Raw genomic sequence first — 18,499 nt, 5'->3', positions numbered from 1 at the left:
ACCACTGCCTGGGCGGCCTGCCCGACTTGCACCTGACGCCAACGTGAGCTTTTAGCGTGGTGGGCGTCGGCACACGCCGAACATTCACCCCACTGATCTCACGAACGCCCGGTCCAGGCCGTGTTGGAAAGGCAGAACGTCATGCGTGCAGTCCGCTATCACGAGTACGGCGGTGTGGAGACCCTCGTGGTCGAGCAGGTGCCGGACCCGACCCCCGGTCCCGGTGAGATCCGCATCCGTGTCGCGGCGGCAGGCGTCAATCCCGTGGACTGGAAGGTGCGTTCCGGTGCGGTGCGCGAGGTGCTCCCCGTCGACCTGCCCGCGATTCCTGGGCGCGAAGCCGTCGGCGTCGTCGACGAGATCGGTACGGGCGTGCGGGGAGTGAGCATCGGCGACCGCGTCTTCGGTCTCGGTGGCGTGACCGGCGCGACAGCGGAGCTGGCCGTGCTCTCGGCCTGGGCCCACGCACCCGCCGCATGGACCGACGAGGAGGCCGCGGGCGCCGCTCTGGCATCTGTGACCGCGCTGGGCGGGTTGAGGGCGCTCGGCCCCTTGCGGGGGCGCACCCTTCTCATCGAGGGTGCCGCCGGAGGCGTGGGCAGTGCCGCGGTCGAGATCGCGGTTGCTCGGGGCGCCACAGTGATCGGGACGGCCAGCGAGCGCAACCACGAGTTCCTCACCGCGCTCGGAGCTGTTCCCACCACTTACGGAACCGGCCTCGCGGAGCGCCTCGCCACCCTGGCTCCCGACGGCGTCGACGTCGCGCTCGACACGGCGGCCTCCGGATCCCTGGCCGACCTCATCGCGATCGTGGGCGACCCCGCTCGCGTGTCGACGATCGCCGACTACACGAACGCGCAGCGTCTGGGTGTGCATCTGGCGAACGCGGAGAACGACTCCACGCTCCTCGCCGAGGCGGGCGAACTCGGCAGTCAAGGCCGCTACAGGCCGCGCGTCGAGCGCACCTATCCCCTCGACCGGACCGCGGAAGCGCACGCGTACGCCGAGCGCGGACACACGCGGGGCAAGATCGTGGTCCGCGTCTGAGCCCGTCCCACTGTTCTAGAGGCGGCAGCTGATCTCCATTCCGTCCTCCACGGGGAACGTGACGCTCTGGTAGCCGTTCCGGGGGTCACGGACGTAGTCGAGGTAGGGCGCGAGGTCCTCCAGGTCGACATCGTCGGCGACGACGAGGGTGCCGGGCGCGAGGCGTGGTTCGAGGAGCCGTAGGACGGGCAGGCACAGGTCCTTCCAGCCGTCGAGGAGGACGAAGTCGGCAGAGCCGGTGACCGCGGCAAGGGTGTCGCGGGCATCTCCTTCGAGGACGGTGATCAGGTCGTCAAGGCCCGTCTCGGCGAACGTCCGGCGGGCGGTCGCGGCCTTGGCGGCGCTCAGTTCCGTACTGATCACCCGCCCCGTCCCGTTGTCGCGCACCGCGGCGGCGAGATGGAGCGTGGAGATGCCGAAGGACGTGCCGAACTCGATGACGGTGGCAGGGCGGGCGGCTCGGATCAGGTTGTAGAGGAGGCGGCCGCCCTCGGCGGAAATCGGCATGTACACCTCCGCCTTGGCGTCGGCCTGCTCCTGCGGGCCGAGGGGCGCGGAGCCCTCGGGCCACGCCGTCCGGATCCGTCTGCTGGTCGCCTCGTCCTGCTCGGCACTGCGGAACATCCGGTCGAGGGCGGAGGCGACACGGGGGTCTTCGAGGGTGTTGGTGGGTGCCATGAACCTAGACTAGACGCACCGTTGCGTAGCGTCTAGGGGTTCTGGCCTACGCTGGCCCCAGGAGGCAGACATGGAGCAAGGAAGTACGGCCGCCGCAACGGCCGGGCCGAAATCGGCGGCACGTCACCACGGCAACAGGCATGGCCGCAGCGAACAGGCCCGACAGGCGGTGCTGGAGGCGGCCGACGACCTCTTGGTCGAGAAGGGCTTCACCGGTGTCACCATCGAGGGCATCGCCGCCCGGGCAGGCGTCGCCAAGCAGACCGTCTACCGCTGGTGGAAGACCAAGACCGACATCCTCCTGGACGCCTTCCTCCAGGACGCGGCCGAAGCCCTGACCCCACCGGACCACGGCGACCTGGCCCCGGATCTGCGCGCCCACCTGCGCCAATTGGCTCTGTTCCTCACCCGGTCCGACGCGGGCGCCGTCTTCAAGGCCCTCATCGGGCACGCCCAGCACGATCCCGCGTTCGCCACCGCCCTGCGGTCCGGGTACCTCGACGAACAGCGCCGACGCGACCGACTCCCACTGGAACGCGCGGTGGAACGCGGCCAGCTCGCCGCCGGACTCGACGTCGCGGCGGAGATCGACCAACTCGTGGGGCCGGTCTACCACCGCGTCCTGGTGACGGCGGAACCCGTCGACCAGGCTTTCACCGACCGCCTCGTCGAGGCGTTCCTGCACCGCGCAGACGTAGCGGACGTGGCCGACGCAGGGGAGATGGGGAGCAGATGACTCTGAAGGCAGGCCAGCGGGTGGTGCTGGCAGCGGACACCCGGCTGACCGATTCGGCCGAGGTGTCGGGGGTCGTCATCGGGTTCCTGTCCCTGGCGGCGGGCACCGGCGGGACAGTCGAGCAGGTGGTCGGCCACCAGGACGAGAGCGACGACGTGCGTGAGTACGAGCGCCTCAAGTCGCTGCTCGACTCCTTCGGGGCCGGGATGCCCACGGAGAGCAGGAGGCAGCTCGAAGAGAAGGTCGGCTCTCTGGAACCCGCGTGGACCGCCTTCCAGGAACGGGGGCCTCGGGTGAGCGTGCGCGTCCGCTTCGACAACGGATTCATCCTGGACGGGGCTCACGAGGACGTCTTCATCCCTGCCTGAGGGTGCGTCCTGGGTCGGACCGGTGGTCGGTCGGCTCGGGTGAGCGGGAGGGCCGGCATGAGGGACGACTGTCCGCCGGTCTCCAGCGGAGGTTCACCACCGGGGGTATCCGCATGCCCGACGCGAACCGTGAGGGGGCGGGGGTGCCGTCCTCCGCGAACTCGCCCCACTTGACGCTCGGCTGGACTCTTGTCCCGGCACTACGAGGCGTGCGCCGGGGCACGAGCTATGCACCGTCGTTGCCGTCGCGCAGAGAATGGATCATGCTCCGCAGGCTCCGGAACGCGTCTGACTGTTCGGCCTCGGTCATGCCGGCCAGCATTCTGGTCTCGACGGACCGGACCGCCACGGTCGCCTTCTCCAGGCTCCGTCGGCCGCGCGGTGTGAGCCGCGTGGGCAGAGCCTTCCCGACGGGGGCCGCCGCGGGCCTGGTCACGTAGCCGTCTCGTTCCAGGGCCTGGAGCAGCACGTTCATCGACTGCCGTGTCACGAACGCGCCGCGCGCGAGCTCGGAGTTGGACAAGCCCGGTCGCTGGGCCAGTAGTTCGAGGCAGGCGTAGTGCGTCACGCTCATGCCGAGCGGGCGCAGCACCTCTTCCATGGCCGAGCGGAGGACGCTCGACGCCTCTTTGAGCAGGTAGCCCAGTGACGTCTCCAGGTCGACACCGTCTTGATTCATGTCAGCATTCTGACATAGCTTGGCCTGTGTCAGAAAGCTGACATAAAGAGAAGGAGCATCAGCATGCCCGTCACCGGCCCCGACTTCATCTCGCTCCAAGCGCGCGACCTCGACGCATCGCAGGCGTTCTACGAGCAGTACCTCGGCCTCGTCCGCTCGCAGGCCGGGCCTCCGCACGCCGTCGTCTTCGAGACGAAGCCGATCGCGTTCGCACTCCGCGACGTTCTTCCCGGTACCGATCTCGCATCCGTCGCCCAGCCCGGCATCGGTGCCGCGATCTGGCTCCACGCCACCGGCGTCCAGGCCATCCATGACGCACTCGTCGCCGACGGCCACACCATCGTCTCCGCACCGATCGACGGCCCCTTCGGCCGGACCTTCACCTTCGCCGACCCCGACGGCTACCAGGTCACGCTCCACGACCGCGCTTGATCGGCCAGGCGCCCCCGCCGTACGAGAGTGTGCTGCGGCGACTGGCGCGCGTCCCGCTTGTACGGGCCGCCGTTTCGCCAATCTGCAGCCTGATCTGATGCTGTGTCAGCGATCGTTCTCCCTTGGTCCGCGGGCGGTGCGCGGTCGAGTGGGGGTCGGTAGGGGGTGACCGGTGCGAGCGGCGGCTGCTACACATGAAGGGCCAACGCCCGCGGCACGGGGAAGCCGGTGAGAATCCGGCACGGTCCCGCCACTGTGACCGGATGAGCCCCGGCTCCCGGAAGTCAGATCGCCGTCCGCGGGTTCACGACGAGGCCCACGAGGATGGCGCCGAGACGTCGGGGAGTTTTGCCATGCATGTCCGCTGCTTCTCCAGTGTGTGCGGAACCGAAGCCGTTCCTTCTCTGCGCTTGGGCGTGCTGGCCCTGCCCTGATGCGTACGGTATGAGCCGACGCGGGCTTCCAGCCTGCCGTGCCGCAGTCCTCCTGGCATCGCGTCCTACGCGCATTCGCCAGGCACACATCTCCAGTACCGCTGGATGTCGCGCATCGCCCGTGCGGAAACCGCCCCACAGGTTGACCGCCTCGCGTGCCCGCGTGCGGCCCTTCACCGCCTCCGTATGTGCGGAACCCAACCAGTCCATTCGCTGAAGCAGTTGCAGCCGCGGCCCACCACCGCCGCGCGCTCATGCCGACGGCGAACGGCTCCTCGCCCTGCCCGATCGGTGGGGCCGAGCCGACTTGGATGTCGTGTGGATCGTTCGTCGCCGAACCATTCCCCTGGCGATGTGCGCTGACCAGGAACCCCTGCCTTCCGGGCGCTGACTGCTGGACCGTCGAAGGGCGAATCCGTCCCCACGGCCTGACACCAAGAGCGCGGTGCGGAGCGCCGACCCCTTGGGCTGCCTGCTTCTTCCGCCGGTGATCCCGGCACGGGCAGTCGACCGGCCGCGTTGCAGGGCCGCTCCCTGCGCGTCCGTGCGCCTTCTGGATTCCGTACGACCAGCCCCTATCGCCGCGGCGTCGCGTTGCCTGCCTCCCTTCGCGGAGGGCGCCGCGCCTGCCGAACCAGGAAATCCGACAACGACAACCGCTCAGGAAGGACACCTGGTGACTCACACACGCACTTCACCCGCCGGAACCCCGCTCGGCGACAGCTTCCATCTCTATGACACAACCCTGCGCGACGGCGCGCAGGGCGAGGGGATTTCCTACTCCGTCACGGACAAACTCGCAACGGCTCGTTTGCTGGACTCTCTCGGGGTCGGATTCATCGAAGGCGGCTGGCCGGGGGCCATGCCCAAGGACACCGCCTTCTTCGAACGCGCGGCCACGGAACTCGACCTGAAACACGCGGCGTTAGTCGCATTCGGCAGCACGCGCAAACCGGGACGACGGGCGGAACAGGATGCGCAGGTGCTTGCCCTGCTGAATTCGGGGGCCCCGGTGATCACGCTCGTCGCCAAGGCCGACAGGCGACACATCGAGCGTGCTCTGCGTACGGACGTGGCCGAGAACTGCGCGATGGTCCAGGACACGGTGCGCTTCCTGACGTCCGAGGGGCGCCGGGTGTTCCTTGACGCCGAGCACTTCTTCGACGGCTACGCGGACGACCCCGACACCGCGCTCCGCGTCCTGGACGCGGCCATGACGGCGGGCGCCGATGTCGCCGTACTCTGCGACACCAACGGCGGTCAGCTGCCCGGCCGACTCGCCGAGGCCGTCGCCGAAGTCATCGAGCGCACCGCGTTCCGGATCGGCATCCACTGCCAGGACGACACCGGATGCGCCGTGGCCAACACGGTCGCGGCCGTCGAGGCCGGCGCCACGCACGTGCAGTGCACAGCCAACGGATACGGCGAACGCACGGGCAACGCGGACCTGTTCGCGGTCACCGGCAATCTCGCCACCAAGCTGAACATGCCGGTGCTGCCGCAGGCACGACTGTCCGAGCTCACACGGACCGCCCAGGGCCTGGCCGCGATCGCCCATGTCAGCCCGGATCGGCACCAGCCGTATGTGGGAGCCGCGGCCTTCGCGCACAAGGCGGGTCTGCACGCCAGCGCGATGAAGGTCGACCCCGGTCTCTACCAGCACATAGACCCGGACGTCGTCGGCAACGAATCCCGCATCCTGGTGACGGAGATGGCCGGGCGCGCCAGCCTGGAGCTGAAGTGCCTCCAGCTCGGCTTCGACGTCCAGGACACGGAGGCCGTGTCCCGCGTGGTCGCCCGAGTCAAGCAGTTGGAGGCCGGAGGCTGGTCCTTCGAGTCCGCCGACGCATCGCTCGCCCTCCTCCTGCACGACGAACTGACGGACACGGCCTCGGGCCCGAGCGCACCGCGACGAGCACCCTCCGCCTTCGCGCCCCTCACCTACCAGGTGGTCGAGCGCCGCTCGGCGGAGGGCGGAGTCGTCTCCGAGGCGAGCGTGCGACTGCGAGTGGAGGGATCCGCCGACGCCATCGGGGAAGTCACCGCGACGTCCGAGGGCGACGGTCCGGTCGCGGCCCTCGACTCGGCGCTGCGCCGGGCCCTCGTCCCGCACCTGCCGTGGGTGGCGGAGACCGCTCTCGCCGGGTACAGCGTGCGCGTACTCGAAAGTGCCCCCGGTACCCCGGCGTTGACCCGTGTGCTCGTCGTCTCCCGCGACGCGGACGGCGAATGGACCACCGTCGGTGTCCACACCAGCGCGGTCGTGGCCGCCATGCTCGCCCTCTGTGACGCCCTGACGTACAAGCCCCTCAAAGACGCACTGTCTCGTACGGGCGCACTTTCCCGTACGGATCCACTCCCTGCCACGGCGGCGACGCAGGCACCGGTCCCCAGCCGTTGAGACACGCCTCGCGCAGGCCACCCGCCGCCCGCGGGACCCATCGCTTGAAGGTCCTCAGGAACATGCAGGAATCACACCGAAGAGGTTGGACGATGAAGAGCTCCCCGAACAGCGCACGACACATCGAGCCCGAGCTGGAGGTCCTGGCCGAGATCGAGGACCGGGTGCTGTGGCTTTCGTCGGCGATCGTCCACCACGCCAACCGGGTGCGCCCGAACCCGACCGGTCTCAAGGTGGGAGGCCATCAGGCCTCGTCCGCGTCCATGGTGTCGATCATGACCGCGCTGTGGTTCCGGCATCTGCGGGCCGAGGACCGGGTGTCGGTCAAACCCCACGCCTCTCCGGTGCTGCACTCGATCAACCACCTCCTCGGGCATCTCGACGCCTCGTACCTGCCGAGGCTGCGGGAGTTCGGGGGCCTGCAGAGCTACCCGAGCAGGACCAAGGACCCGGATCCGGTGGACTACTCGACCGGATCTGTCGGCATCGGTGCCACCGCGCCGGTGTGGGGTGCCCTCGCGCGCCGCTACACCGCGTCCGTGGGAGGCGATCCGGGGACCGGACGTCAGTACGCGCTCCTCGGTGACGCGGAGCTGGACGAGGGAGCGATCTGGGAAGCGGTCCTCGACCCCTCGGTGGTGGAACTGGGCGAGATCGTCTGGGTCGTCGACATGAACCGGCAGTCGCTGGACCGGGTCGTGCCCGACATCGCGGCCGGGAAGCTGCCAGGAATGTTCGCCGCCGCCGGGTGGCAGGTCATGACCCTGAAGTACGGACAGCTCCTGGAGAGCCTCTTCGCTCGCCCCGGCGGTACCGAACTCCGGCGGCGCCTCGACGAGATGACCAACCCGGAATACCAGCGACTCCTGCGCTGCGAAGGTCCCGACCTGCGCCGACGACTGCCCGGCACGGGGCCCGAAGCATCCCGTGTCGCCGAACTGATCGCCGATGTGGACGACGATGTCCTCGTCGAAGCGGTGGCCAACCTCGGCGGCCACGACCTCCAGGCCCTCGACGCCGCCTTCGGCGCGATCGACGACACCCGGCCGACCGTCATCTTCGCCTACACGGTCAAGGGCCACCGGCTGGCGACGAAGGGGCATCCGCAGAACCACTCCGCGCTGCTGACCGAAGAGCAGATGCGCGACCTGGCCACCCGCGTCGCCGCGGACCTGGACGACCCCTGGCGTGCCTTGCCCGCGACCGGCGAGGCGCACCGGGTGTGCGAGAAGACAGCCGAGCTGCTGCGCCGCCCGGACGTCCGCCGGACCCCGCCCCCCGAACTGCCGGACGACTTCGGCCGCACCCCGAAGGGCTCGACCACCACGCAGGCGGTCCTGGGCCGCGTCCTGCTCGACCTGACCCGGCAGGCGCCCGAGGCGGCCCGCCGGATCGTGACGGTCAGCCCGGACGTCAGCTCCTCGACCAATCTCGGGGGCTGGGTGAACAAGGTGGGCGTCTGGTCCCCGCGCGAGCGTGAGGACTGGTTCGCCGACGACGCGGAGACGATCCTGCACTGGAGCGAGAAGCCGACCGGTCAGCACATCGAGCTGGGCATCGCCGAGACCAACCTGGTGGGCCTGCTCTCCGAACTCGGCGCGACCTGGAGCCGATGGGGTGAGCCACTGCTGCCCATCGGAGTCGTCTACGACCCGTTCGTCGAGCGAGCACTCGAACCGTGGTCCTACGGGATCTACGCGGGCGGACAGTCCATCCTCGTGGGCACGCCCTCCGGCGTCTCCCTCGCGTCCGAAGGCGGAGCCCACCAGTCGATCAAGACCCCGTCGATAGGACTCCAACAACCGGGGTGCGTCACGTACGAGCCCGCCTTCGCGATCGACACCGAATGGACACTGCTCGCCAGCCTCTCCCGGCTGGGCCGACCGGACGGCACTTCCTCCTACCTGCGCCTGTCCACCCGCCCGGTGGACCAGTCCCTGGCCGCCGTCCCGGTCGATCCGGCCGCCCGGGCACAGCGCCGCCGCCAGGCCGTCGCCGGCGCCTACGCGCTGAGGCGGCGCTCCGGCGCGCGAGTGACCATCGCGGCCATGGGAGCCGTGATCCCGGAGGCGCTGGCCGCGGCCGACCGCCTGGAAGAGGAGGACCTGCCCGCCGACGTCATCTGCGTCACCAGCCCCGACCTCCTGTACCGCGCGCTACGCGCCCGTCAGGGACACGAGCCCGCCGATTCCTGGATCCTGGACCAGGTGTTCCCCGCGGACCGCGCCACACCCCTGGTCACGGTCCTCGACGGCCACCCCCACACGCTGTCGTTCCTGGCCACGGTCAACAAGGTCGCCACGAGCGCGCTCGGCGTCACACAGTTCGGCCAGTCCGGCTCGCTCACTGATGTGTACCGCCACCATGGGATCGATGCCGACAGCATCGTGTCCGCCGCCCTGGATCTGACCACCTGAGCAGCCTCGGCCTGTCCGGCGGCTGAGGGCGCGGGAAACCGGGGCGTGCCCCCTGCTCGCAGAGCAGATGCTTGCGGCCGAGGACGACATGCGGCGGCCGCCCCCGCCTGATCAGTACGCGGACGCCGAGTTGAGCTTCGCCCAGTTCTTCTCGGCGTCGGAGCCTCCCGGGGGCGGCACGATTCCGTTGATCATCCAGAGGTCCTCGCTGGTCTCGTCGGCGTGGAACTCCCAGTGCAGTCCGGCGTGCCGTTCGAGGTGCGGCTGCAGCATGCTCTTGATCCACTGGGCGGTACGGCGGCGGGCCTCCCTGTCGGGGTTGCGTCGGGCGATGTGGTCGATGGTGATGCGGACCCCGGCCGGGGTGGGTTCGCCGCCGACGTAGAAGTCCTCGGGCCGGGTCTCGTGGAACAGCGTGACCACGTAGAACCGGGGCAGCCCGACCGCTTCGTAGTGGTCGGCGACGCGGGCGGCCAGTTGGTGCTTCTCGTCGGCGGTGAAGATTCCGGGGGTGTGGTGAATGGTCCACAGCGGCATGGCGGTTCTGTACTCCTCGTGTGCTGGGTCGGGGCTGCGGGGCGTCAGGCGGCGGAGAAGGTCAGGTGTTCCACGGGGCCGGAGAGCGCGGCTTTGACGGTGACGGTGACGTCGTCGGCGAGTACTTCCGTGTCCCCGGCCTCGAGGCCGTCGACGATCCGCGCGGCGATCTCGGCGGGCAGGGCCTTCGGCCGTTCCAAAGCGGAGACCATGTCGGTGTCGATGAATCCGGCGTGTACGCCCACGACCTGGGTTTGCTGGGCCGCCAGTTCGACCCGGAGGGAGTTCGTGACCGACCACGCCGCGGCTTTGGACGCCCCGTAGGCGCCGCTTCCGGCCAGCCAGGACAGCACCGAGTGCATGTTGACGAGCGCGCCCCCGCCGTTGGCGGCCAGGATCGGTGCGAAGGCGCGCGCCACCCGCAGCGGCCCGAAGACGTTGACGTCGAAGGTCCTCGTGGCGTTTTCCAAGTCGCCCGTCAGCAGTGTGTCCGGCAGCAGGACACCGGCGTTGTTGAACACGATCTCGGCGTCGGCGGCGACCTCCGCCAGGGCGGCGACCGACTCCGCCGAGCGGACCTCGAGTGCGGCGGTGACCACCTCCGGGCGGTCGTCGGCGTAGGCCGAGCGCGCGGTGGAGTACACCTTCCGCGCCCCGCGCGCCAGCAGTTCGTCCACCAGCGCCGCGCCGAGCCCACGTCGGCCGCCGGTGACCACGGCCACCTTGCCCCCTACTGCAACCACAGCATCCTCCATCTGGATAACGAAGTCGTTAGTGAGATGCAAGCACGCACCCCTGGATAACGCAAGCGTTAGTTACAATGGCGCCATGGCGATGGAGTTCGAGGAGCGGCTGCGCGACCGGGACACCTGGTCGATCGGCGACGGGTGTTCGGCGGAACGGGTGCTGGGCCTGCTGAGCACGAAGACGGTGTTCCTGGTGGTCCGAGAGTGCTTCTACGGGACCAGGCGGTTCGAGGACTTTGTGGCGCGGATCGGGACCTCCGCTCCCGCGGTGTCACGGGCGCTCAAGCAGTTGGAGTCCGCACAGGTCGTCGCGCGCGTTCCCTATCAGGAGCCGGGCAGACGGGCTCGCGACGAGTACTGCCTGACCGAGGTGGGCGAGGACCTGCTGCCGGTGTTCCTGTCACTGATGCAGTGGGGCGACAAGCATCTGCAGGAGGGCCGCCCGCCCCTGGCGTTCGTCGAGACCGACACCGGCCGCGCGATGGGTGTGCGCGTGACGGCGGAGCCGGTCCCGGATGCGGCGTCGGGCGACATCGAGATCCGCCTCAACCCTGCCTGGCGGCGCGGCCGGGGCGTGTCCGACGGGGCTCCGCCGGACACGCCTTAGGACTCCGCCGGGTCCGCTGCTACTTGGCGGAGGGTCAGATCTTCTCCAGCACATAGGTCCCGGTGCCGTCGGTCTTGCCTTGGCTGTACTGGCGCATGGCCGTGTCGTCCACCACGCGTTCCTGCCCGACCATGAATCCGTTGGCCTTGAGCTGGAGGCCGACCAGGTCGCTGCCGAGGACGTCCCGGTAGATGTAGAAGCGCTGGTAGTCATCGGCGGTGCGGCAGGGGTCCATGCGGAACTGCCCGCCTTCGGAATCGGTGTGGTCGGTCATTGTCGCGCACCGGCCCTTGTAGCTGTTGACCAGGGCGTACTCGGTCTTGCCGTTGCTCTGTGGCCCCTCGCACATGCTCCACGTCCCACCCTCGGGCAGACGCGGCCCGGGCCGCAGGCGGAAGTAGTCGCCGGCACCATAGGTCACCCAGAACAGTTTGCGGTCCGGGGTGCCGATGCGGTACTTGCCCGGAAGGCAGGTGAACCCCGGCGGCTCGCCGGGGATCCCACGCTCGCTGTTCGCGGAGGCCTCCTGGCCCTTGTGTGCCGTGTCCGGTGCGGGAGCCTTGCCGGCCCGCTTCTTCGCCGCCGTGCCGTCGCAGCCGAGGATCTCCTGCGCCTTCTTCATGATGCTGCCCGCGGGCACTTGGTCCTCGCAGCGGATCGCGCCCTCCTCGATCGTGGAGAAGGTCGTGTACCGACCGCCGGGACGCTCGGTCCACTGGGTGGCATACGTGCCGTCACCGCGGTCGACGCGGTCGCAGTTCAGGCTGCCGTACTCGCCGGTGACCTTGCGCGTGCCCTGGTACAGACCGTAGTAGCCGGGCTGCGTGAAGTTCCAGGTGATGGTCTGTTCTTCGGAGCTGGTGGTGCCGGTGGTCTTCTTGACGGTCCGGTTCACCGCGGTCTCGGCCTTGGTCAGCACCTCGAATGCGAACCCGACCGTGATGGTGGTGGAGGTGCCGACCTCGACCGTCACCTGGGTCTGCGTGCTGAGCTTGACCGACTGGCTGCCCGTCGAGCCCGCCGTGACGAAGTAGCCCTTGAAGTGCGTGATGGTCGGCTCGACCTTGACGGTCTTGATGAACGGGTACCGCTTGCCCAGATCGGCGGAGGTGCACGCCTCACCGGCCTTCGGGTCCCCGGCCGCGGCGGCGGGGCTCGCGAGGGCCGTCACGCCGGCCAGCGCCGAGGTCGCGAGGAGCGCGAGCGCGGTCGTGCCCGTGGTGAGGCGTCTGAGTACGGGATGTAACTGTCTGAGTCGCATGGTCCCCTCCTGCTGTCGATGGCGGCGGCAACGAGTCCTTGCCGCCCCCGAAAGCCTGCGGAAACCTCCGACAGAGCGACACTGCGGAATCCGTCATGCTCATGACTGGATCTCGACGGAATCAACGTGTGTCAGGGAGTGGAAGTCAGGCGGGCCGCAGCTTCTTCGGCCGCGAGGACGACCTTCTCGGTGTCCACACCCACCAGTTCGCCGCCGGTCTTGCGCAGTCGGCCGTCCACGTACACATCGGTGATGTTGAGCGGCTGGCCGTTGAGGACGATCTGGCTCGTCCAGTCGAAGCGGGGGGCGAAGTTCAAGGTGCCCGGGTCGAGAACGAGGACGTCGGCGCGTTTGCCGGGGGTCAGTGAGCCCACCTGGTCGGCCATGCCGATGGCCTCGGCGCCGCCCAGCGTGCCCATGCGCAGCACGGCGGGCAGCGCGGGCTGGATCTGCGGGTCCTCGTGCACGGCCCGCTGGAGGCCGACGGCGGCCTTCATGAGAGCGAACATGTCGGAGGTGTCGTTCGTCCCGCCGTCGTGGCCCAGGCCCATCTTGACCCCGGCCTTGTGCAGTTTCGGCAGCGGCATGACCCCGGAGGCCAGACGCATGTTGCTGAGCGGGCAGTGCGCCACCCGTACGTCGTGGTCACCCAGGAGTGCGATCTCCTCGCGGCTCAGGTGAACGGCGTGGTTCATCAACAAGCTGGGGCCGAAGGCGCCGATCTCGCGCAGGGTCGCGATCTGTTCCTCGGCGCGGTCGGTGCGGTGCTCCAGGACGTGCGAGTTGAGCATCAGACCCAGGTCCTGGGCCTGCTTCCAGGAGGCGCGCACCGTGGCGATGCTCCCCTTGCGTGCGTGCACCGCAATCTGGGCGGAGGCCAGCGGCAGCGGGTCCAGGAGTCGCTCCTTGACCGTGCGGACCTGTTCCTCCGCGCCCTTGAAGGAGGCCATGGCGTAGACGAAACGCAGACCCGCGTCGTCCAGGGCCTGCACGTAGCGCTCGCTGGTCGCATACGGGATCGCGTGCACCCAGTCGACCAGGGTGGTCACGCCCGCCTGGAGGGCGTCGAGCGCGGACAGGTGCACGAAGGCGTACATGCCTGCGGGGTCGATCTTCGGCAGGGTCGACAGGTTGCACGTCTTCAGCCAGCCGACCAAGTCCTGGTCCGAGCAGCCGCCTCGGATGCTGGACTGCCACAGGTGGTTGTGGATGTCCACGAACCCCGGCAGCACGAACCGCCCCGCCACGTCCCGCACCCGGGCGCCCCGCGGCGCCTCCAACTGCCTGCCGACCTCCGCGATCCTGCCGTCCCGCAGGAGCACATCGGCGTCCTTGAGCAGGCCCAGCTCCCCGTCGCCGATGTGGGGGTCCATGGTCAGGACGAGTGAGGCGCCCCGGAGCAGGGTGGCCTGCCCGGGCCGCTCGGGCCGGTCGGCCACGGCGGCCGCCGGCCCGGCGGTCTTGGAGACAGCGGCCAGAGAAAGACCGCCGGCCCCGGCGAGAACACTGCGACGGTTGAGGCGCATGGGGTTCATGAGAGTCATTGCGACGTTATACCGCTCGACGCAGGGCGATCAACAGACGGCATTCAGACCACAGTTCAAAACTGAAGTTCCGCGATGTGGATGCCGAAACGGCAGTCGGTCAGGACCCATGCCGAAAGCGCAGGGTTGCCCGTAGGGTGTTGATCATGTCTGGTGAGAGTGATCTGAAAACGCTGCTGGCCGGGATGCGGCCCGAGCTGAACGTGGGCTGTTACGTATTCGCCACTGTCGACGACGGTATCGTTCCGCCGGGCGTGTCCCCGGTCGTCACAGTCGCTGAACAGGAAGGGCTGACGCTGGTCCTGTCTCAGCAAGAGGCGGATGCGGCGGGGGTGGCGTATGAGTACACGGCGGGCTGGATCACGCTGCGGGTGCACTCGGCGCTTGAGGCGGTTGGCCTGACCGCCGCTGTGGCGAGGGAGCTCGCTGATTCGGGTCTGAGCTGCAATGTGGTCGCCGGTTTCCACCACGACCACCTGTTCGTGCCCTATGAGCAGGCCGCTCAGGCGGTCACGGTACTGGAGGACCTCGCCCGACGGTCCGTCTGAGACGGACCGTCGGAGACGGTTCGGAAGATGCCGGTCACAGCCACTCGTTGATGGCCGCTACGAGGACGGTCGCAGCAGACTGGAACCTCGTCCAGTGGCGCTGTGCTGTTCGATGCCGGCGGGACGGGTCACCCGCCCCAGGTGTCGCCCCGGAAGTGAAAGACCTGGGCCCTGCCCTCGTGCCCCTGGCTGGTGCTCTCCGACACCGGGTCGATCTTCATGGGCTGGCCGCCCTTGCCGTCGGGAATGGTCAGCCAGCCGTTCGCCTCCGCTTTCGCGGAGAAGTTGCGGTAGAGGTTGCCCGAGTACTCGTCGTGATGGACGTCGTCGCCGATGACCCAGAGGTCCGCGGTGGCCGGGTCGTGCTCGACGGCGAGCACTCCCAGGGTGCCGTCGCTCTTGGTGTAGCTGCTCAGGGATTTGCCGGCGTGGGCGCCGTCCTGGACGAACATGTGGAACATGGTCTTGCCCGAGTGCTTCGCCGGCGTCGGGGCGAGGCGGAAGAGGTTGTGGACGTCACTGGCGGAGTCGTAGTCGCCCTTGGTGTTGATGTTGCTGCTGTAGAGCTCGGGGTAGTCGTCGGAGTACATCTTGACTTTGGCGCCGCGGTCGTCGCTGTTGTAGTAGTAGACGGTCTGGAGCTGGAAGGAGACCCCGGTGGTCGGGTCCACGCTGGCGTCCGACTCCCCCCAGACGAATCCGCAGCCCTTGATCAGCGCGGTGAAGAACAAGATCATGTAGCCGAACCCCTCTGCGGGGTCACTGAAAGCGCCTCCGAAGTGGCTGTCCATCTTCGCCTTGATGTCGGCACAGCTCATCCCCTGGATGTCCTTGCGGTCCGACGCGTACGGGCTCGCGTCGACGATTGCCTGGAGGGCGGACAGGCGCCCGGTCGGAATCTCCTGGTGCGGCATGAGTAACCACCATTCCGGAGTGGGCCCGCACGCCAGCGGGCCGGATAGCACCAAGAACTATGCAGGCCACACTGATCGCAGAAAGGCCGCAAACCGGCGGAGGTGTCCTAGCTGAAGGTGTTGGGGTTCTGGCCCCGGCCCGGTGGGGCCTGATGTGTGGGCAGTCTGCGGGGAGTTGATCCCGCAGCACAGTGTGTTCGCCTTCCTGGCTGAGCACTGGGAGGCGCTGTTTCCGGCGGGGATGTTCGCGGACATGTACCCGTCGGCGAGCGGGCGGCCCAGCTACCCGCCGCAGGTACAGTCCAGCGGGCAGTACCTGCGGCGCAGCACTCGCCCCCTGCCACCCCCTGACGGCAGGGGCATACCCGCACCAAACCACGCTGACCAGCCAACATCTGCAGCAGGCACGGTCCTGGTCTTGTCGAGGTGCCCATGCACCGTCGAACTCAGCACGCTGAACATGTCGGCGATCTGTTGGACCGTCTGCTCCCGTTCTCCGTAGAGCCGTTGGGCGAACGCGGCTCGGTCCGCGGTGAGCTTCGGCCGGCGCCCGCCCACCGGGCCGCGGGCTCGCGCGGAGGCGAGCCCGTCGTTCGTGTTCGCCACGATCAGCTCCCGCTGGAGCTCTGCCAGCGTCGCTTGGCGGCGACTCGGGGATACAGGGCCTCCTCAACCGCCGCCGACAGCGGCGTTCCTGCGCCGCAGCCAGTACCACCACCGGCTCTGTGGCCGTTGAGCGGACATGGTCAGCGCTGCCTCCAGGGCGTTGAGGGTGCTCAGGGTGTGCGGATGCTCGTCGCCCAGGATGCGGACGCGGTCATCGAGAGTCCGGCGCAGCAGGTCTATCGCCTCGGCCTGCTCACCCGCACTGGCCAAAGCGAGAGCGAGGTTGTGGCGGCTGGCCAGGGTATCTGGGTGCTCGGGGCCCAGAAGACGGATACGGTCGTCAAGGGTGCGCCGGTGCATGCGCACCGCTTGTGCGTGCTCGCCCATCGTGTCCAGGACGAGACCGAGGCTGTCGCGACTGGCCAGGGTATGCGGATGCTCGTCGCCCAGGATGCGGGCGTGGTCGTTGGTCGTCTGCTGCAGGAGCTGTATCGCCTCTGTCTGCTCACCCGCCCTGGTCAGGGCGTTGGCGAGGTTGTGCCGGCTCAGCAGGGTGAGGTGATGCTCGGGGCCCAGGACACGGATGCGGTCGTCAAAGGTCCGCCGGTGCATGCGCACCGCTTGCGCGTGCTCGCCCATCCCATCCAGCGCGAGACCGAGGCTGTCGCGACTGGCCAGGGTATGCGGATGCTCGGGCCCCAGGACACGGGTGCGGTCGGTGAGGGTCTGTCGCAGCAGATCCACCGCCTCGGCATGCTCACCCGTCCCGTCCAAAGCGCATGCGAGGTCGTTGCGGCTGGTCAAGGTATCGGGGTGCATGGGGCCCAGGACGTGGGCGCGGTCCTCCAGGTTCTGCCGCAGCAGGCGTATTGCCTCGGCTGGTTCGCCCATGCCGAACAAGGCGTTGGCCAGGTGGTTGCGGCTGGTCAAGGTATCGGGGTGCATGGGGCCCAGGGTGCGGGTCTCGACGTCGAGGACCCGTTGGTGCAGCAGGCGCGCGGCACCGAAAGCGCCAGCCTTCTCCAGCACCTGCGCGAGGGCGTTGAGAGTGGTGCGGTGGTGTGTGGCGGTGCGCGGGTCTGCGTAGTCGAGCAGCAGCGGCAGGTGGGGGGCGAGGAGCACAGCTGCAGGCCAACCAGCGCGCCCGCGCTGGTTGAGCTCGTCCACGGCCGTGGTCAGCCGCGCGGCAAGGGCCCCGTGCCACACGGCGAGATCGGCGGTCTCGGCCGTGAGGGCGACAGCGTTGATCTCTCGGATCAGGGGATGCAGCACCACCTGAGCCGCGTCACTGCTGCTCGACGCCGGGCCGGTGCTGCCGGGAGAGTGGGGCAGGCCGAGGAGGCCGTAGCGGTGCAGACCGGCGAACGCAGCCTCCAGAGCCACCGCGGTGACGTCGTGTCCGGTGACGTCGGATAGCAGGTCCGGGGTCATCAGGGACAGTGGAATGGGGGCCTGAGCCAGCAGGGCCAGCAGTCGCAACAAGGGGCGGGCTAAAGCGTTGCCTTCCCCGGCGAGTTGGTCCAAGGACACCTCCCAGGTGTGCCGCACCACGGTGCGGGCGACCTGTGGATGGGAGGCATTCGGGTGCGTGGCTCCCAGCAAGAACCGCAGTTCCTGTTCCAGGGCCTGGCGGTAGACGGCGAAGGTGCGGTAGCGGCTGGTGGGTCCGGCCAGATAGGTGCCGGCTGCGTGCAACGCCAGTGGCAGCCCGCCCAGCCGCGCCGCCAGCTCCCGGGCCTGCTCGGCGGTGCCGGCTGCGGGAGCAGCGTCCAGCAAGACCTGCCCCGCGGGCCGCACCGGCAGAGGCTCCAGCGGCAGCAGCTGTGCGCACGGTCCCCAGGTCTGCTCGCTGCCATTCCGGCTGGTCACAACCAGCAGGCCCCGGCCGTGCGGACGGATCCAGCCACGGTAGTCGGCCACCGGCTCCCCTGCCGGGCCGATCTCGTGCGGCTCGTCGGCGTTGTCCACCACCACCAGCCACCTCCGCACCCGGCTCAACTGTCGCCAGACCACATCCGGCAGACTCGCCTGCCCCGCCCGCGCGGCTTCCAGCTCTGCCTCGGGCAGGCCGCAGGCCAGCGCTGCCTGCACCATCTGCTGCGCCAGCTCCGCGCCGTCACGCCAGCGCACCCAAAACACTCGCCAGCCCGCAGCCTCGGCCTGGGTGGCCAGTTGCGCGGCCACCGTTGTCTTGCCCATCCCGCCGACCGCGCACAGCACCGCGAACCGGCCTTGTGGCCGCCGCAGCATGCCTGTCAGCACGTCGAGTTCGGTCTCACGCCCCCGCACGCGCTGAACATGCGGGGGGCGTAACGAAGCCTGCTGGCCTCGGGCCAGTCGGCTCACCGGAGCCAGCAGTATCGGCGGCCCGGCTCCGGCATCCAGATGCCGGCCCCACAGCAACAGCCCGATGCTGACCGCCACCAGCACGGCGAACACCGGCCAGATCACCCACGCCTGCGCCCAGCCAGGCACCGTGGCACTGGCGTAGTTGGTCACAGGCCCCAGCACGGCCGCCACCACCGCGGCCCCTCCCGCCACCGC

General features: G+C 69.1%; 16 protein-coding genes and 1 riboswitch. Of the genes, 8 read left to right on the top strand and 8 right to left on the bottom strand.

The window, feature by feature from the left end; all coding sequences use genetic code 11:
• Positions 1 to 141: 141 nt before the first annotated feature.
• Positions 142 to 1,047, top strand: coding sequence for an NADP-dependent oxidoreductase (locus ACFVHO_RS00310; protein WP_385707883.1), 906 nt, complete (start codon positions 142 to 144; stop codon positions 1,045 to 1,047).
• A 15-nt stretch (positions 1,048 to 1,062) separates the two neighbouring features.
• Here the strand turns inward: ACFVHO_RS00310 and ACFVHO_RS00305 are convergent, their stop codons facing one another.
• The gene (locus tag ACFVHO_RS00305; protein ID WP_385707880.1) at positions 1,063 to 1,725 is read right to left on the bottom strand and encodes an O-methyltransferase; all 663 of its coding nucleotides are present in this window, start codon (positions 1,723 to 1,725) and stop codon (positions 1,063 to 1,065) included.
• Positions 1,726 to 1,795: 70 nt separating this feature from the next.
• On the opposite strand from ACFVHO_RS00305, the gene ACFVHO_RS00300 reads away from it, so the two are divergent.
• On the top strand, positions 1,796 to 2,461 hold the full coding sequence (locus ACFVHO_RS00300) for a TetR/AcrR family transcriptional regulator (RefSeq protein WP_385707877.1): 666 nt from the start codon (positions 1,796 to 1,798) through the stop codon (positions 2,459 to 2,461).
• Positions 2,458 to 2,829 carry a hypothetical protein gene (locus ACFVHO_RS00295; RefSeq protein ID WP_385707875.1) on the top strand — a complete coding sequence of 124 codons (372 nt, stop codon included), beginning with the start codon at positions 2,458 to 2,460 and terminating at the stop codon, positions 2,827 to 2,829. Before ACFVHO_RS00300 ends, ACFVHO_RS00295 begins: the two co-directional genes overlap by 4 nt.
• Before the next feature lie 226 nt (positions 2,830 to 3,055).
• Here the strand turns inward: ACFVHO_RS00295 and ACFVHO_RS00290 are convergent, their stop codons facing one another.
• The gene (locus tag ACFVHO_RS00290; protein WP_385707872.1) at positions 3,056 to 3,508 is read right to left on the bottom strand and encodes a MarR family winged helix-turn-helix transcriptional regulator; all 453 of its coding nucleotides are present in this window, start codon (positions 3,506 to 3,508) and stop codon (positions 3,056 to 3,058) included.
• Between the two features lie 63 nt (positions 3,509 to 3,571).
• Between ACFVHO_RS00290 and ACFVHO_RS00285 the strand changes: the two genes are divergently transcribed.
• From ACFVHO_RS00285 to ACFVHO_RS00275, 3 genes are all read left to right on the top strand, one after another.
• The gene (locus tag ACFVHO_RS00285; protein WP_385707870.1) at positions 3,572 to 3,940 is read left to right on the top strand and encodes a VOC family protein; all 369 of its coding nucleotides are present in this window, start codon (positions 3,572 to 3,574) and stop codon (positions 3,938 to 3,940) included.
• Positions 3,941 to 4,159: 219 nt separating this feature from the next.
• Positions 4,160 to 4,234: riboswitch (cobalamin riboswitch) on the top strand.
• Positions 4,235 to 5,050: 816 nt separating this feature from the next.
• Positions 5,051 to 6,775, top strand: a complete 1,725-nt coding sequence (cimA, locus tag ACFVHO_RS00280; RefSeq protein WP_385707867.1) for a citramalate synthase — start codon at positions 5,051 to 5,053, stop codon at positions 6,773 to 6,775.
• Positions 6,776 to 6,867: 92 nt separating this feature from the next.
• A complete protein-coding gene (locus tag ACFVHO_RS00275; RefSeq protein WP_385707864.1) occupies positions 6,868 to 9,192 on the top strand; it encodes a pyruvate dehydrogenase in 2,325 nt (774 codons plus the stop codon).
• A gap of 111 nt (positions 9,193 to 9,303) precedes the next feature.
• Here ACFVHO_RS00275 and ACFVHO_RS00270 read toward each other — a convergent pair whose 3' ends face one another.
• A complete protein-coding gene (locus ACFVHO_RS00270; RefSeq protein WP_385707860.1) occupies positions 9,304 to 9,729 on the bottom strand; it encodes a tautomerase family protein in 426 nt (141 codons plus the stop codon).
• 44 nt (positions 9,730 to 9,773) lie between these two features.
• Positions 9,774 to 10,472: an SDR family oxidoreductase gene (locus ACFVHO_RS00265; protein ID WP_385707857.1), complete on the bottom strand. Its 699-nt coding sequence runs from the start codon at positions 10,470 to 10,472 to the stop codon at positions 9,774 to 9,776.
• Between the two features lie 85 nt (positions 10,473 to 10,557).
• On the opposite strand from ACFVHO_RS00265, the gene ACFVHO_RS00260 reads away from it, so the two are divergent.
• Entirely contained in the window at positions 10,558 to 11,082 is a 525-nt protein-coding gene (locus ACFVHO_RS00260; RefSeq protein ID WP_385707854.1) for a winged helix-turn-helix transcriptional regulator, read from the top strand.
• Positions 11,083 to 11,116: 34 nt separating this feature from the next.
• Here the strand turns inward: ACFVHO_RS00260 and ACFVHO_RS00255 are convergent, their stop codons facing one another.
• Positions 11,117 to 12,343, bottom strand: a complete 1,227-nt coding sequence (locus ACFVHO_RS00255; protein ID WP_385707851.1) for a hypothetical protein — start codon at positions 12,341 to 12,343, stop codon at positions 11,117 to 11,119.
• Positions 12,344 to 12,474: 131 nt separating this feature from the next.
• Positions 12,475 to 13,887: an amidohydrolase family protein gene (locus ACFVHO_RS00250; RefSeq protein WP_385707848.1), complete on the bottom strand. Its 1,413-nt coding sequence runs from the start codon at positions 13,885 to 13,887 to the stop codon at positions 12,475 to 12,477.
• A 146-nt stretch (positions 13,888 to 14,033) separates the two neighbouring features.
• Here ACFVHO_RS00250 and ACFVHO_RS00245 point away from each other — a divergent pair, with 146 nt between their 5' ends.
• The gene (locus ACFVHO_RS00245; RefSeq protein WP_385707845.1) at positions 14,034 to 14,435 is read left to right on the top strand and encodes an ACT domain-containing protein; all 402 of its coding nucleotides are present in this window, start codon (positions 14,034 to 14,036) and stop codon (positions 14,433 to 14,435) included.
• Positions 14,436 to 14,563: 128 nt separating this feature from the next.
• Here ACFVHO_RS00245 and ACFVHO_RS00240 read toward each other — a convergent pair whose 3' ends face one another.
• The gene (locus ACFVHO_RS00240; RefSeq protein ID WP_385707842.1) at positions 14,564 to 15,349 is read right to left on the bottom strand and encodes a hypothetical protein; all 786 of its coding nucleotides are present in this window, start codon (positions 15,347 to 15,349) and stop codon (positions 14,564 to 14,566) included.
• A gap of 669 nt (positions 15,350 to 16,018) precedes the next feature.
• A complete protein-coding gene (fxsT, locus tag ACFVHO_RS00235; protein ID WP_385707839.1) occupies positions 16,019 to 18,454 on the bottom strand; it encodes an FxSxx-COOH system tetratricopeptide repeat protein in 2,436 nt (811 codons plus the stop codon).
• Positions 18,455 to 18,499: the final 45 nt, after the last annotated feature.

The organism is Streptomyces sp. NPDC127108 (genome assembly GCF_042677545.1).
Taxonomy (GTDB): domain Bacteria; phylum Actinomycetota; class Actinomycetes; order Streptomycetales; family Streptomycetaceae; genus Streptomyces.
The sequence above is the reverse complement of the archived record's forward strand: the minus strand, read 5'-3'. Positions and strand labels throughout refer to the sequence as shown.

What these genes read in the sequence shown, in the direction of transcription:
- ACFVHO_RS00310 (WP_385707883.1), top strand. Translation starts at nt 142, where the DNA reads ATGCGTGCAGTCCGCTATCACGAGTACGGCGGTGTGGAGACCCTCGTG.
- ACFVHO_RS00305 (WP_385707880.1), bottom strand. Translation starts at nt 1,725, where the DNA reads ATGGCACCCACCAACACCCTCGAAGACCCCCGTGTCGCCTCCGCCCTC.
- ACFVHO_RS00300 (WP_385707877.1), top strand. Translation starts at nt 1,796, where the DNA reads ATGGAGCAAGGAAGTACGGCCGCCGCAACGGCCGGGCCGAAATCGGCG.
- ACFVHO_RS00295 (WP_385707875.1), top strand. Translation starts at nt 2,458, where the DNA reads ATGACTCTGAAGGCAGGCCAGCGGGTGGTGCTGGCAGCGGACACCCGG.
- ACFVHO_RS00290 (WP_385707872.1), bottom strand. Translation starts at nt 3,508, where the DNA reads ATGAATCAAGACGGTGTCGACCTGGAGACGTCACTGGGCTACCTGCTC.
- ACFVHO_RS00285 (WP_385707870.1), top strand. Translation starts at nt 3,572, where the DNA reads ATGCCCGTCACCGGCCCCGACTTCATCTCGCTCCAAGCGCGCGACCTC.
- ACFVHO_RS00275 (WP_385707864.1), top strand. Translation starts at nt 6,868, where the DNA reads ATGAAGAGCTCCCCGAACAGCGCACGACACATCGAGCCCGAGCTGGAG.
- ACFVHO_RS00270 (WP_385707860.1), bottom strand. Translation starts at nt 9,729, where the DNA reads ATGCCGCTGTGGACCATTCACCACACCCCCGGAATCTTCACCGCCGAC.
- ACFVHO_RS00260 (WP_385707854.1), top strand. Translation starts at nt 10,558, where the DNA reads ATGGCGATGGAGTTCGAGGAGCGGCTGCGCGACCGGGACACCTGGTCG.
- ACFVHO_RS00255 (WP_385707851.1), bottom strand. Translation starts at nt 12,343, where the DNA reads ATGCGACTCAGACAGTTACATCCCGTACTCAGACGCCTCACCACGGGC.
- ACFVHO_RS00250 (WP_385707848.1), bottom strand. Translation starts at nt 13,887, where the DNA reads ATGACTCTCATGAACCCCATGCGCCTCAACCGTCGCAGTGTTCTCGCC.
- ACFVHO_RS00245 (WP_385707845.1), top strand. Translation starts at nt 14,034, where the DNA reads ATGTCTGGTGAGAGTGATCTGAAAACGCTGCTGGCCGGGATGCGGCCC.
- ACFVHO_RS00240 (WP_385707842.1), bottom strand. Translation starts at nt 15,349, where the DNA reads ATGCCGCACCAGGAGATTCCGACCGGGCGCCTGTCCGCCCTCCAGGCA.